The sequence below is a fragment of the Shewanella sp. SM20 genome (assembly GCF_025654545.1).
Classification (GTDB): domain Bacteria; phylum Pseudomonadota; class Gammaproteobacteria; order Enterobacterales; family Shewanellaceae; genus Shewanella; species Shewanella oncorhynchi.
The window spans coordinates 56,662-70,279 of sequence record NZ_JAKKRK010000009.1 but is presented as its reverse complement, the minus strand read 5'-3'; the positions used below and the strand labels follow the sequence as shown (position 1 = coordinate 70,279).

Annotated in this window: 11 protein-coding genes; 10 read left to right on the top strand and 1 reads right to left on the bottom strand. The window is 42.6% G+C overall.

Annotated elements, in window-relative coordinates; genetic code table 11:
• Nucleotides 1–39: 39 nt before the first annotated feature.
• Nucleotides 40–306 (bottom strand): 30S ribosomal protein S20, encoded by a 267-nt coding sequence (rpsT, locus tag L5M18_RS05855; protein WP_011790375.1) that lies wholly within the window; start codon nt 304–306, stop codon nt 40–42.
• A 252-nt stretch (nt 307–558) separates the two neighbouring features.
• On the opposite strand from rpsT, the gene murJ reads away from it, so the two are divergent.
• The 10 genes from murJ (at nt 559) to L5M18_RS05805 (ending at nt 13,610) form a co-directional block, all read left to right on the top strand.
• Nucleotides 559–2,118, top strand: coding sequence for a murein biosynthesis integral membrane protein MurJ (murJ, locus tag L5M18_RS05850; protein ID WP_105249941.1), 1,560 nt, complete (start codon nt 559–561; stop codon nt 2,116–2,118).
• A gap of 65 nt (nt 2,119–2,183) precedes the next feature.
• On the top strand, nt 2,184–3,119 hold the full coding sequence (gene ribF / locus L5M18_RS05845) for a bifunctional riboflavin kinase/FAD synthetase (protein ID WP_105249940.1): 936 nt from the start codon (nt 2,184–2,186) through the stop codon (nt 3,117–3,119).
• Between the two features lie 32 nt (nt 3,120–3,151).
• Nucleotides 3,152–5,974: an isoleucine--tRNA ligase gene (gene ileS / locus L5M18_RS05840; RefSeq protein WP_263196203.1), complete on the top strand. Its 2,823-nt coding sequence runs from the start codon at nt 3,152–3,154 to the stop codon at nt 5,972–5,974.
• 9 nt (nt 5,975–5,983) lie between these two features.
• Nucleotides 5,984–6,499 (top strand): signal peptidase II, encoded by a 516-nt coding sequence (gene lspA / locus L5M18_RS05835; RefSeq protein WP_131525273.1) that lies wholly within the window; start codon nt 5,984–5,986, stop codon nt 6,497–6,499.
• Complete coding sequence (gene fkpB / locus L5M18_RS05830; protein ID WP_028760921.1) at nt 6,496–6,918, top strand: FKBP-type peptidyl-prolyl cis-trans isomerase; 423 nt, start codon at nt 6,496–6,498, stop codon at nt 6,916–6,918. The genes lspA and fkpB overlap by 4 nt, the downstream gene beginning before the upstream one ends.
• A gap of 1 nt (nt 6,919) precedes the next feature.
• Nucleotides 6,920–7,876: a 4-hydroxy-3-methylbut-2-enyl diphosphate reductase gene (gene ispH, locus L5M18_RS05825; RefSeq protein ID WP_028760920.1), complete on the top strand. Its 957-nt coding sequence runs from the start codon at nt 6,920–6,922 to the stop codon at nt 7,874–7,876.
• A 183-nt stretch (nt 7,877–8,059) separates the two neighbouring features.
• Nucleotides 8,060–8,647 carry a type IV pilus modification protein PilV gene (gene pilV, locus L5M18_RS05820; RefSeq protein WP_049821749.1) on the top strand — a complete coding sequence of 196 codons (588 nt, stop codon included), beginning with the start codon at nt 8,060–8,062 and terminating at the stop codon, nt 8,645–8,647.
• Between the two features lie 11 nt (nt 8,648–8,658).
• A complete protein-coding gene (locus tag L5M18_RS05815; protein WP_263196201.1) occupies nt 8,659–9,627 on the top strand; it encodes a PilW family protein in 969 nt (322 codons plus the stop codon).
• A gap of 12 nt (nt 9,628–9,639) precedes the next feature.
• The gene (locus L5M18_RS05810; RefSeq protein WP_105249936.1) at nt 9,640–10,101 is read left to right on the top strand and encodes a PilX N-terminal domain-containing pilus assembly protein; all 462 of its coding nucleotides are present in this window, start codon (nt 9,640–9,642) and stop codon (nt 10,099–10,101) included.
• Nucleotides 10,102–10,103: 2 nt separating this feature from the next.
• Entirely contained in the window at nt 10,104–13,610 is a 3,507-nt protein-coding gene (locus L5M18_RS05805; RefSeq protein WP_263196199.1) for a pilus assembly protein, read from the top strand.
• Nucleotides 13,611–13,618 lie beyond the last annotated feature (8 nt).

The following is a 13,618-nucleotide window of genomic DNA, read 5'->3' as shown; positions in this document are numbered from 1 at the left end:
CCGGCAATTGCCGGTTTTTTTCATTTGCTATGTTATAGATTAAGCAGCGATTGCTTTGATCTTAGCGTTCAAACGTGCCTTTTGACGAGCGGCTTTATTCTTGTGAATAAGACCTTTAGTCGCCATACGGTCAACGATTGGTTGTGCAACAGCAAAAGCTTCTGTTGCTGTTTTGTGATCGCCTGCTTTAATTGCAGCGATTACTTTTTTAACGTATGTACGTAACATTGAGCGACGGCTGGCGTTATGCTGACGACGCTTTTCAGATTGAAGCGCGCGCTTCTTTGCAGACTTGCTATTAGCCAAGGTGCAACTCCTAAAAACTGGATTTGATACTTTTAAAGGCCGAGGAATATGCCTGCATTTAGTCACTTTGTCAATGACTATGATTGAATATTCATCATAAAGATAAATTAATCCAACCTGCCTTGGCTATCTTCGACCCAACTCGTGTAATATGTGGCGCAATTCTAGCAGCTATTACCGCAGTGTGACAGAGCCTGAATCGATTTTTTGAGATGTATCACCTAATCAATTCGATATGGGTCTGGGGGACGTTTGAGTAGAAAATTATTAAAATCTGGCCTGATTGTTAGTGCTATGACATTGATATCCCGAGTTTTAGGTCTAGTTAGGGATGTGGTTGTTGCTAATTTGATGGGCGCAGGGACAAGTGCTGATGTGTTTTTCTTTGCAAATAAAATTCCTAATTTTTTACGCCGTTTGTTTGCTGAAGGGGCTTTTGCACAGGCGTTTGTACCTGTTTTAACTGAGTACCAAGAGAAACATACCGCAGAAGAGACTCGTGATTTATTGAGTAAAGTTGCGGGCACATTAGGTTTACTAGTGACAATAGTGACCCTTTTGGGGGTGGTTGCATCACCTGTGTTGTCAGCTTTATTCGGTGGTGGTTGGTTCATCGCTTGGCTTAACAACGAGCCAGATGGTGCTAAATTTGAACTCGCTACCGTTGTGCTTAAAATTACTTTTCCTTATCTGTGGTTTATCACATTTACGGCATTAGCGGGCTCAATTTTAAATACCCGAGGCCGTTTTGCGGTATCGGCTTTTACACCCGTTTTTCTCAATGTGGCAATTATTGCGGCGGCTATTTTCTATGCGCCTACATCGACCCAGCCTGAGATTACCTTGGCTTGGGGCGTTTTTTGTGGTGGTTTGATTCAGTTCCTATTTCAAATTCCCTTTTTATTGCGTGAAAATGCGCTCGTCAAGCCTTCTTGGGGATGGCATCACCCGGGCGTGGTGAAAATCAGAACTTTGATGATCCCAGCATTGTTTGGCGTGTCTGTCTCACAGATTAACCTGCTATTTGATACATTTATCGCCAGTTTTTTGATGACGGGTTCAATAAGTTGGCTCTATTATGCCGACCGTTTACTCGAATTTCCCTTAGGATTGTTTGGGATCGCGATTGCTACTGTGATTTTACCTGCGCTGTCACGAAACCATGTGAATGACGAAGGTGCGGGCTTTGGCAAGACGATGGATTGGGGGATTAAAGCGATTCTACTGCTAGGTCTACCGGCTATGATGGGATTGATCGTGCTCGCAAAGCCTATGTTGATGGTATTATTTATGCGCGGTGCTTTTTCATTGCATGATGTTGAAATGGCTTCCTATAGTTTGATGGCTTATGGCAGTGGTTTGCTTAGCTTTATGCTGATTAAGGTGCTTGCTCCTGGCTATTACTCTCGTCAAGATACCAAAACACCTGTGCGTTATGGCATTATTGCCATGATCACAAACATGGGCTTTAACTTACTGTTTGCTATTCCTTTTGGGTATGTTGGACTGGCGATTGCGACTTCGATGTCAGCTTTGCTTAACGCCACATTACTATACAGAGGCTTGCATTTAGCTGGCGTTTATCGTGTTTCTAGGCCGACTATGGTGTTTTTTGCTAAAGCCGTGGTCTCTACAGCCTTGATGGTGGTAGTCTTGTATTACTTTTTGCCTTCACAACAAATTTGGTTAGATTGGCATTTGTTCGATCGTGCGAAAGCCTTGATAGGCTTAATTTTAGTTGGGGCAGTCAGTTATTTATTGTGTCTGCTTTTGCTCGGAATTCGTCCTTGGTCAATTAAACGGGGAGCTTGATTGCTGATTCTCATCGCTAGCTGTTATATAATCAGCCGATTTGCGCTTGGCAGTTGTCTAACGTTATGGAATTAATCCGCGGTATACATAACATTTTGTCATCCCACCACGGGTGTGTATTGACTATAGGTAATTTTGACGGCGTCCATCGTGGTCATGCACAAGTGATTGCGAATTTAGTGCAGAAGGCGAAGCAGTTATCGCTGCCATCGACATTAATGACGTTTGAGCCTCAGCCGCAAGAATTGTTTAGCGGCGACAACGCGCCGGCTCGTTTAAGTTTATTACGTGATAAAGTCATTTTACTCGATGAACTCGGGGTTGAGCGGTTAGTGTGTGTTAACTTTAATCGCACTTTTGCTAATCAACCTGCAGAGCATTTTATTGAAGAATTGTTGGTCCGCAAACTGGGTGTCAAATACCTCGTCGTCGGTGATGATTTTTGTTTTGGTCAAGGCCGTAAAGGCAATTTTGAAATGCTAGTGCAGGCGGGTATCCAATATGGATTTACTGTGGTCAGCACTCAAAGTTTTATGCTGGGCTCGCAAAGAGTGAGCTCGACTGCTGTGCGTGAACAATTGGCGAAGGGCAATCTTGAACAGGCTAGACGCCTATTAGGACACCCTTTTACCTTGAGTGGTCGTGTAGCGCATGGGCAAAAAATTGGCCGCACAATTGGTTTTCCCACCGCGAATATCGCCTTAAAGCGCAATGTTGTGCCGGTACGCGGTGTGTTTGCGGTTAAATGTTATTGGGATAACAGCGATATTTATGAGGGCGTCGCCAATATTGGGTTTCGCCCGACAGTGAACGGTCAAGTGTGTCAGCTTGAGGTGCATCTTTTTGATTTTGAAGGTGACATTTACGGCAAACATGTTGAAGTCGAGTTGGTAGCTAAACTCCGAGATGAGCAACCTTTTGACTCATTGGATGCGCTAAAAAAACAGATTTTAAATGATGCAAATGAAGCCAGAGCTTTATTTGGTAATGATGCAGGCTGAAATTTATCAGTTTAATTAACGGTATAGGATCAATGAGCGACTATAAATTTACTTTGAATTTGCCGGAAACAGAGTTTCCGATGCGTGGTAATTTGGCAAATCGCGAGCCAGAGATGTTAGAGCGCTGGACAAAAGACGGTTTGTATCAACAGATCCGTGATAGCCGAATTGGCCGTACTCCCTTCATTTTGCATGACGGCCCACCGTATGCGAATGGCAGTATTCATATTGGTCACTCAGTTAATAAAATCCTCAAGGACATTATTGTTAAGTCAAAAACTATGTCTGGTTTTGACGCACCTTATGTACCAGGTTGGGATTGCCATGGTTTGCCTATTGAGCTGAAAGTTGAGCAAAAAGTGGGTAAGCCAGGTCAAAAAATCACTGCAGCAGAATTCCGTGAAGAATGCCGTAAATACGCTGCAGAGCAAGTTAACGGCCAACGTGAAGACTTTATCCGTTTAGGTGTGTTGGGTGATTGGCAAAATCCGTACTTAACAATGGATTTTTCGACGGAAGCTAATATCGTTCGTTCTTTATCGAAAGTGATTGAGAGTGGTCACTTGCATAAAGGCGTCAAACCTGTGCATTGGTGTACCGACTGTGGTTCAGCGTTAGCCGAAGCCGAAGTCGAATATGAAGATAAGACATCACCCGCAATCGATGTGGTGTTTGTCGCCGCTGACAGTAAAGCCGTTGCGGCTAAGTTTGGGGTAAGCGATTACTCACATCCTGTCTCTATGGTAATTTGGACGACCACGCCATGGACGCTACCAGCGAACCGCGCCTTGTCTTTGAGTCCTGAGCTGGATTACAGCTTAGTCGAATTCGAAAAAGACGGTGTGACGCAAGCGCTTATTTTAGCTGAAGTCTTGGTTGAATCTTGCCTGACTCGCTATAACATCGAAAGCCATACTGTGCTTGGTACAACCAAAGGCGCCGCGCTTGAGCTTGTCCGCTTTAATCACCCGTTCTTGGATTTTGATGTGCCTGCAATTTTAGGTGATCACGTCACTACTGATGCGGGTACCGGTATCGTTCATACTGCCCCTGGTCACGGTCAAGACGACTTTGTTGTTGGTCAAAAGTACGGCTTAGAAGTCGCAAACCCTGTTGGCGACAACGGTGTATACAAGCCTGATACTGAGTATTTTGCTGGGCAACATGTTTTTAAAGCTAACGATAACGTCGTAGCTTTGCTGAGAGAAAAAGGTGCCTTGCTGAATCACGTGGCTTACCGTCACAGCTACCCACATTGCTGGCGCCACAAAACACCAATTATATTCCGCGCGACACCGCAGTGGTTCATCTCTATGGATAACCACGGTCTACGTACGCAAGCATTGAAAGAAATCGAGCAGACTCAATGGATCCCTGATTGGGGCCAAAGTCGTATCGAAAAAATGGTTGAAAACCGCCCTGACTGGTGTATCTCACGCCAACGTACTTGGGGTGTGCCTATCACGCTGTTTGTGAACCGAGAAACCGAAGAGTTACACCCTGATAGCGTGTCGTTAATGGAACGCGTGGCGAATCGTATCGAACAGCAGGGTATTCAAGCTTGGTGGGACCTTGATGCCGCAGAATTGCTGGGTGATGAAGCGGAACAATACCGTAAAGTCACTGATACTTTGGACGTTTGGTATGACTCTGGCTCAACCTTCTCATCAGTGGTAGCCGCACGTCCTGAATTCCACGGACACGGTGTTGACTTGTATCTTGAAGGTAGCGATCAACATCGCGGTTGGTTTATGTCATCTTTGATGATTTCAACCGCAATGAATGGCAAAGCACCGTATAAGCAAGTGCTTACCCACGGTTTTACCGTCGATGGTAAAGGCCGTAAGATGTCAAAATCTATTGGTAACGTGATTGCACCACAAACGGTAACCAACAAATTAGGCGCCGACATTCTGCGTTTATGGGTTGCGGCAACCGATTACAGCGGTGAGATGACGGTTTCTGACGAAATCTTAAATCGCAGCGCCGATGCCTATCGTCGTATTCGTAACACTGCGCGTTTCTTATTAGCCAACTTAAACGGTTTCGAGCCCGCTAAGGATTTAGTGGCCGTTGAAGATATGGTGGCGTTAGATCGTTGGGTTGTTCGCCGTGCCGCTGCGCTACAACAGGAAATCATCGAAGCCTATGATCAATATAACTTCCATATAGTGACTCAAAAACTGATGCAGTTCTGCTCGGTTGAGTTAGGCAGTTTCTATCTGGACATCATTAAAGATCGCCAATATACGGCTAAGCAAGAAGGCCATGCACGCCGTAGTTGTCAATCGGCGCTGTATCTGATCTCTGAGGCCATGGTGCGTTGGATTGCGCCAATTCTAAGCTTCACTGCTGACGAAGTATGGCAATTACTGCCTGGCGAGCGTGATGCTTATGTCTTTACCCAAGAATGGTATCAAGGCTTGAAATCAGTCACCTTAGCGACTGATTTGAGCGATGACTATTGGCAGCAGTTGCTAACCGTGCGTAATGAAGTCAACAAAGTGATTGAACAAGCTCGCCGCGACAAACGTATCGGTGGCTCATTAGAAGCTGAAGTGACCTTGTTTGCGGATGCTACCTTGACTGAGCAATTAACCCATATCGGCGATGAGCTTAGATTTGTGTTATTGACCTCTGAAGCCAAAGTATTGCCTTTAGCCGATGCGACATTGGAAGCGGTTGAGACTGAGTTGGCATCACTGAAATTAGTGGTTGCTTCAAGCACTGCCGAGAAGTGTGAGCGTTGTTGGCACCACAGAGAAGAGGTTGGCACTATTGAGGCTCACCCAACACTTTGTACTCGCTGCGTAACCAATATTGAAGGTGACGGCGAAGTTCGTCAGTTTGCGTAAAGGATCTGTATGCCATTAACTTGGAAAGACAGTGGCTTACGTTGGTATTGGGTAGCTGTATTGGTGTTTTTAGCCGATCAGCTATCTAAGCAATGGGTCTTAGCCAATTTTGATTTGTATGAATCAGTGAAATTATTGCCTTTCTTTAATTTCACTTATGTACGTAACTATGGTGCAGCTTTTAGTTTTTTAAGTGAAGCTGGAGGTTGGCAGCGCTGGCTGTTTACGATTGTTGCGATTGGATTCAGTACGTTATTGACTGTGTGGTTGCGTAAGCAATCGTCTTCTTTGTGGAAACTGAATCTAGCTTACACCTTAGTGATTGGTGGTGCTTTAGGTAATTTAGTCGATCGATTGATGCATGGTTTCGTGGTTGATTTTATCGATTTTTTCTGGAATAAGAGCCATTATCCAGCATTCAATATTGCCGACGCTGCTATTTGTATCGGTGCAGTGCTGATTATTTGGGATGCATTTGTAAGCGATAAGTCTGAAGCTGATAGCGCTGAAGGGGTTAAAAAGTGACTGTGACACGTTCATTATTATGCCACATGAACATTGTGCTTGCTGATGGCTCAACTGCCGATAGCACTAAAGCTTCGGGTAAACCGGCTCGATTAAATGTGGGTGATGGTACTTTAAGTCCTGCATTTGAGGCGCAGCTGGTGACGCTTGCTGAAGGTGATAAGCACAGTTTCACGCTTGAAGCGATTGATGCCTTTGGCGAATCCAATCCTGATGCTATCCATTATCTAGATCGAAGCCGTTTTCCGGCTGACATGAGTTTAGAGGCTGGCGTGATTGTGAGTTTTGCTGGCCCTGGTGGTAGTGAGATCCCAGGTATTGTCCGTGATGTTGCGGGTGATTCCATCACAGTCGATCTTAATCATCCTCTGGCAGGACACAAGATCACTTTTGAACTGGACGTAGTAAAGGTATTTTAAGATGAAACTCGATCCTACTAGCCCAAGTTTAAATATTATGCTCGCTAACCCGCGCGGTTTTTGTGCGGGTGTTGATCGTGCTATCAGTATTGTTGAACGGGCGTTGGAATTATTTTCGCCGCCTATCTATGTTCGCCATGAAGTCGTGCATAACCGCTATGTCGTGCAGAATCTGAAGGATCGCGGTGCGGTTTTTGTCGAAGAGTTAGATCAAGTGCCGGATAACAACATTGTTATCTTCAGTGCCCATGGTGTATCTCAAGCGGTGAGACAAGAGGCTAAGGCGCGAGGGCTGAGAGTCTTTGATGCGACGTGTCCTTTAGTGACTAAAGTACATCTTCAGGTGACGCGTGCCAGCCGCAAAGGTATTGAGTGCATCCTGATTGGCCATGAAGGGCACCCTGAAGTCGAGGGTACTATGGGTCAATACGATAATCCTAATGGTGGCGTTTATCTGATTGAATCGCCTGCAGATGTTGAAGCTTTGGAAGTGCGCGATCCCAATAATCTTTGCTTCGTGACACAAACTACTTTGTCTGTAGATGATACTTTGGACATTATTGTTGCGTTACAAAAAAGGTTTCCCTCTATTGAAGGTCCGCGAAAAGACGATATTTGTTATGCAACGCAGAATCGTCAAGATGCGGTACGCAATTTATCTGCAGACGTTGATTTGTTGATTGTTGTTGGCTCAAAGAACAGCTCTAACTCTAATCGTTTACGCGAGCTAGCATTGAAAACAGGAACCCAGTCTTATCTAGTGGATACTGCAGATGATGTTGAGTCTAGTTGGTTTGATAATGTTACACGTGTAGCCGTCACCGCTGGAGCTTCAGCCCCCGAGGTTTTAGTCCAACAAGTGGTTCAAGCAATCGCTAAACTTGCTCCTAGTGTTGTGACTGAAGTTGAAGGGCGTAAAGAAGACACTGTTTTTGCTGTGCCAGCCGAATTACGTTAAATCTGTGTACTGTTTAATCGTCAATAAAAAAGAGGCTATAAGCCTCTTTTTTATTGTCTCAAATTCATTCAAAGCATAATTATGTCAATGCTTATGTGCTAATGTTACTGGCTACTTACATTTTACTCATCTATTATTAACTGTTGGTAGTTTTTATCGTAATACTAAGATTTTTAAAGGTAAATAGCTGAAAAGCTTGTCAAAAATATGACTAAAATCGAAAGGTTGACACAAAGGGAATTTCAACGGGGCTTCTCATTAATTGAAGTGCTTGTTGCGTTAGTGATCTTAGTCATTGGCTTAATTGGTATTTTTAATCTGCATATTGTTGCAAAGCGTGGCAGCTTTGAATCCTTTCAGCAAACTCAAGCCTCCTATTATGCAAACGATATAATTAATCGAATGAAGCTGAATAGAGCGCAGCTGGGTAATTACGCTGGTGAGTATACTGGCTCTCTTAATAAACCAGGCAATGTTTGTGACGTTGCTGTTGGCGCAGTGAGTATATGTACTCCTGAAGAGACTGAAGCTTGGGATCTTTACCAGTGGGAACAGAGTTTTATGGGGGCTGCCGAAGTTATGGATAGCCAGAATGTTGGTGGGTTAGACTCTCCAACAGCTTGCATTAATGTAGATGGTTCAACTGTAACGGTCGCAATTGCGTGGAGAGGGATCCGAGAGGGCGCGGGTACAAGTTATTCTGGGAGTGAATGTGGAGAAGATATTGGTACGCGTAGGCGGCTTTTTATTCTTTCGACAATGATTATTTAGGTTAACTATGTATGGATAATTTAAAAAACTGTGAGAAAGGGATGTCGCTGGTTGAGCTAATGGTCTCTATGGTCATTGGCTTATTTCTCACTCTTGGGCTTTTTGGCATGTTTAGTATGTCTTCTTCCAATGTGATCACAACGAGCCAGTTTAACCAATTGCAAGAAAATGGACGAATAGCTTTGTCGCTCATGGAAAGAGACATTAGTCAGTTAGGTTTTATGGGGGACATAACGGGAACTGATTTTGTACTTGGAACCAATATGACCTTGAGGGATGGTGTTGCAAATGATTGTATTGGTGCAGGTGTAAATAACGGTACTTTACCTAATGCTGAACCTGCACACTTTAGGCGTCTATGGGGATATGAAGAGGGCGAGAGTGGGGATACATTAAGTTGCTTATCAGGTGTGAATCAGAATACGGATATCATTCAAATTAAAAGATTAGTTGGCCCACCAGTGACTAATCCCAATGGCGAGCGTTTTTATATGGCTGCAACTTCGAGTGAAGCTGTGATGTTTAAAGGCGGTAATCCTCCCAATCCAGTACTCGAAAATGCTCGTTTTTGGGAATATCAGCATCATATTTATTTTATTAAAAATGATGGTTCTGTACCTGTTCTACGCCGAAAAACATTAACCAAGAATAATGGCATGAATAACGAAGAGCAGTTAGTTGAAGGCATTGAGAATATGCGTATTCTTTATGGTTTTGATAGTAATGGAGACGATACCGCCGATAGTTTTATGCCAGCAGAAAATGTAACCACATTAATGTGGGACAACGAATTATTTCAAAGACTTGTTGCCTTAAGGGTTTTCTTGTTGGTTCGCGCTATTGATGAAGATAAAAGTTACACCAATGAAACTACTTACACTCTGGGCGATAAGGAAATTAAAAATTTGAATGATCATTATCGACGCAAGATAGTTTCGACGACTATGGTGCTTGCAAATCCAGTGTTAATTAGAAATTAGAAGGTTGGTAAGATGAAAAAGCAAAAAGGAATTGTATTATTTTTTGCACTTATCATATTGTTGCTTATGACTATTATTGGTGTCGCTTTGGCTGTTAATTCGACCCAATCTATGCGTATGTCTGGAGCAGGATCAGAACGTATAGAGGCTAAGTCTGTTGCTGATGGTGGCTTAGAGGCGGCAATCGAAGCCAATAAAGGTGCTAGCTTAGCCAAACTATCTGAGATTTCATCTGTGGTTGAATTTGGTTCTAACCAAACGTTAACGCCAATTCCTTATGAAGTTGATGCTGCAGGTAATGTTGTCATTAGTGCAAAAGATGTTGGATGCCAGCGGAGTACAAGGCCAAATAGTGGTAATTTAATCAGCTGTCGGCGTGTTGAGATTAGTAGTACAGCAGAATTTGGTAGAGATAAACTGGGCCAACTCACTGTTGTCGCAGGTGTGGAGCAAGAAGTTTTAACTGGGAGTTAGATATGATTATTAAAAAGCTGGCTTGTTCTATACTACTTGCGCTGACTTTTGTGTCGGCTTTCTCCTTTAGTGACGATACTGAGTTATATGTAAAAGAATCAACAACTCGAACGGGCGCAAGACCTAAAGTGCTCGTTATATTTGATAACTCAGGAAGTATGTCGACTGAAGAAATTACTCAGGTTGTAGATTATGACCCTAACTATGACTACCCAGCCGTAAGTGGTTCTGGGTATAGTGATACTCTTATTTATTATGCTGTTGGCGGTGGAGGATTACCCACCCCTGATACTAGCTCTGATAAGCGTAATTTTAAAGCTAGTTTAAATGGATGTAGTCAAAGCAAAGCTGCATTAGCAGAGTTTGGTCGTTTTACTGGGTATATAAGAGAGTTCACATCAAGTGGTACTACTGGTGTTTGGAAAGAACTACCTGAAACAAACGGTACAGCAATAAAAGTAATTGATTGTTGGGAAGATATTTCTCAAATAAATCCGAGTAATTCATCATCATATCCTAATGGATTTCCTGCTAACGGGGTAACAACGGGGTCAGGTAGTAAAAAGAAAGCGTATCCATATTTTACTTCCTCACTACCAGGAACAACTTGGAGCAATGCTTTAGCCGCAGCCAATAATACTGACTTTGGTGTTGGACAACCTATTACCTTGTACACTGATAATTACCTAAGATGGTACGGATTATCTAAAGCGGGAAAATTACCAACGGTAAAAGTTTCAAGACTAGAAATTGCGAAGAAAGCGATTTCTAATATTATTAGTTCAACTCCAACAGTGGATTTTGGACTTGCTGTATTTAATTATAATTATCCAAATGAAGGTAATCGAGACGGTGGTCGAATTGTATCTGGCATTACTCAGATGACGGATAGTACGCGTGCTAGTTTATTAACTACTATTGATAATTTGCTGGCAAAAACAAATACACCACTATGTGAGACTATGTATGAAGCTTACCGTTATTTTGCCGGTAAGGGCGTTAAATATGGTCATAGTGATACAGATTATGGCTCTTATGTTGGAAATAAACCACCGTATGACAGCTTAGTGGAGAAGAGTGGTAACTACGCAAGTCCATTTAAAGTATGTACGGATATTGCTTATGTTATCTATGTCACTGATGGCTCTCCAACAGTTGATAAAAATGCGAATAATGACGTTATTAGTTTAACTGCCACAGGAAGTAAAGAAGGGGATTACTCTTCATTTTCTAAAAATCTAGATACAGCAAGCTATTTGCCCGCATTAGCTAGTTATATGTTTAATAACGACTTAATTAACAAGTTGGACAGTTCAAATACTGAACAAATGCAGAATGTTCGTACTTATACTATTGGTTTTAGTAAAGGTGCAGAAGATGCCGCACCTTTACTTGCTGAGACGGCTAAAAGAGGTGGTGGTTTATATTTTGCTGCTCAAAACAGTCTTGAACTACAGAATGCACTTAATGATGCGTTATCAAATATTTTGAATATTGATTCAAGTTTTACATCTCCAAGTATTGCTAGTAATAATTTTGATAGGACTCAGACATTTGATGCCGCTTATTACGCTATGTTTCTTCCAGGCAAAGGACCTCGTTGGAGCGGTAATTTAAAAAAATTAAAAGTAACCGCAGATGGAACATTGGTTGATAGTAAAGGGAATGCAGCTATAGCAGATAACGGCAATATTAAAGATGGTGCCTGTACTATATGGTCGGATTGTGTTGCGCAAAAGGATGGGAATAAAGTTGAAGTCGGCGGAGTCGCGGCACAAATCAGAAAGCAAGAAGTTAGGAATATTGTAAGTAACTTAAATGGGTCCTCCAGTTTAACGCCTTTAACACTTGCTAATGCACAAACTGCAGCAGGCGGTGATGCTGCGCTAGCTAGCTATATGAGAACTAGCGTAGATGAGCTTGCTAATACGTTAAATTGGCTTAATGGGATAGATGTCGACGACGATAATAAAGATGGTAGTACGACAGATAAACGTAATGATGTTATGGGTGATCCTCTTCATTCTAAGCCACTTGCACTCAATTTCGGCACAAAAAGCGCGACTGATATTCGTATCATGCTTGGCACTAATCAAGGTGTTGTGCATATGTTTAAAGATGCGGGCGAATCTGTATCAGAGACTTGGGGCTTTATTCCCTATGAGTTATTGCCTAATTTAACAGAACTGAGAAGTAATGATCCTTCAGGTGTACACACAGTATACGGAATGGATTCATCTCCAGTTGCTTACACAGAAACTGATGCTGAGGGTAAAGTGATTAAAGCATGGGTCTATATGGGGATGCGTCGAGGTGGCTCGTCTTATTATGCCCTCAATGTGACAAACCCTGATAGCCCTTCTCTAATGTGGACTATTAATCCATCAACGGATGGTTTTTCTGATCTTGGACAAACATGGTCTGAGCCTATAGTGACGAAAATCGTTGGTTATGAAAAGCCTGTACTCATTTTTGGTGGTGGCTACGATGTTAGTTTTGATGCAACTCCTTCATCTTCTCCGGTAGGTCGTGCGGTTTATATTGTCGATGCAGAGAAGGGAACTTTGATTCATTCATTTGGTGGCTCTGCATCGGGTGCAACAGTACTTTCTGGTATTCAGGATAGCATTCCAAACTCAGTCGCCGTACTTGATAGTAATAATGATGGGTATACAGATAGGATTTATGCCTCCGATGTCGGTGCAAATGTCTGGCGCATTGATCTTCCAAGTGCAAGTAAGTCGAGTTGGAGTGCATTTAAATTTGCTTCTTTAGGTGGTACAGATAGTAATAATCGTCGTTTTTATGCAGAACCTGTTGTAGCACAAACGATGTTTACTAATTTATCCGAAGTTAAGGTGACAACAGAGAGTGGTACTACTACGACTAAAACTTATCAAAATGTTCCCTATGATGCGGTGGTGATTGGAAGTGGAACGCGACCCCACCCATCATCTACTGATATCAATGATATGTTTTTTACATTGCAAGATCGTAATGTGGTGACTAAGAGTTTTACTGGCGGTGATGTTCCCGAGGCGATCACAATCAATGATCTCTATGATGTGACTTCTAATGCACCTGCGTCTGAAGCCGACAACATAAGTTTCGGTAAAAAACTCGGCTGGTTCTATGATTTTAGTGGTCTAGGTGAAAAGAGTTTAACAGCTGCCTTGATTGTCCAAGGCAAAGTTTATTTCACTTCTTATTCTCCCCCTGCAGACTCGGTTGCCGATAACGTGTGTTTGGTGTCTGGTTCTGGCAAATTATATCCGTTCGATCTGCACAAAGGAACGAGATCCTTTTCTCAATTATATTATGAACTGGGTGAACGTGTACCGGATACACCGCAGATTGTTATTCCTGCACCTGAATCCGGTAAAGATCCCTATATCTATATTATTGGAGTTGGTAAAGGTGAGAAAAATGAAAATGGGGATTATACAGGTACAATCAACGTTGCTTCTGGGTTAGGTGTTAATAAAATTTATTATCATATAAATGAATGAGTTATTAA

Bases quoted from the DNA above. Each gene is read 5' to 3' on its own strand.
- ribF (WP_105249940.1), top strand. From the start codon at position 2,184: ATGGAATTAATCCGCGGTATACATAACATTTTGTCATCCCACCACGGG.
- ileS (WP_263196203.1), top strand. From the start codon at position 3,152: ATGAGCGACTATAAATTTACTTTGAATTTGCCGGAAACAGAGTTTCCG.
- lspA (WP_131525273.1), top strand. From the start codon at position 5,984: ATGCCATTAACTTGGAAAGACAGTGGCTTACGTTGGTATTGGGTAGCT.
- ispH (WP_028760920.1), top strand. From the start codon at position 6,920: ATGAAACTCGATCCTACTAGCCCAAGTTTAAATATTATGCTCGCTAAC.
- L5M18_RS05815 (WP_263196201.1), top strand. From the start codon at position 8,659: ATGGATAATTTAAAAAACTGTGAGAAAGGGATGTCGCTGGTTGAGCTA.
- L5M18_RS05810 (WP_105249936.1), top strand. From the start codon at position 9,640: ATGAAAAAGCAAAAAGGAATTGTATTATTTTTTGCACTTATCATATTG.
- L5M18_RS05805 (WP_263196199.1), top strand. From the start codon at position 10,104: ATGATTATTAAAAAGCTGGCTTGTTCTATACTACTTGCGCTGACTTTT.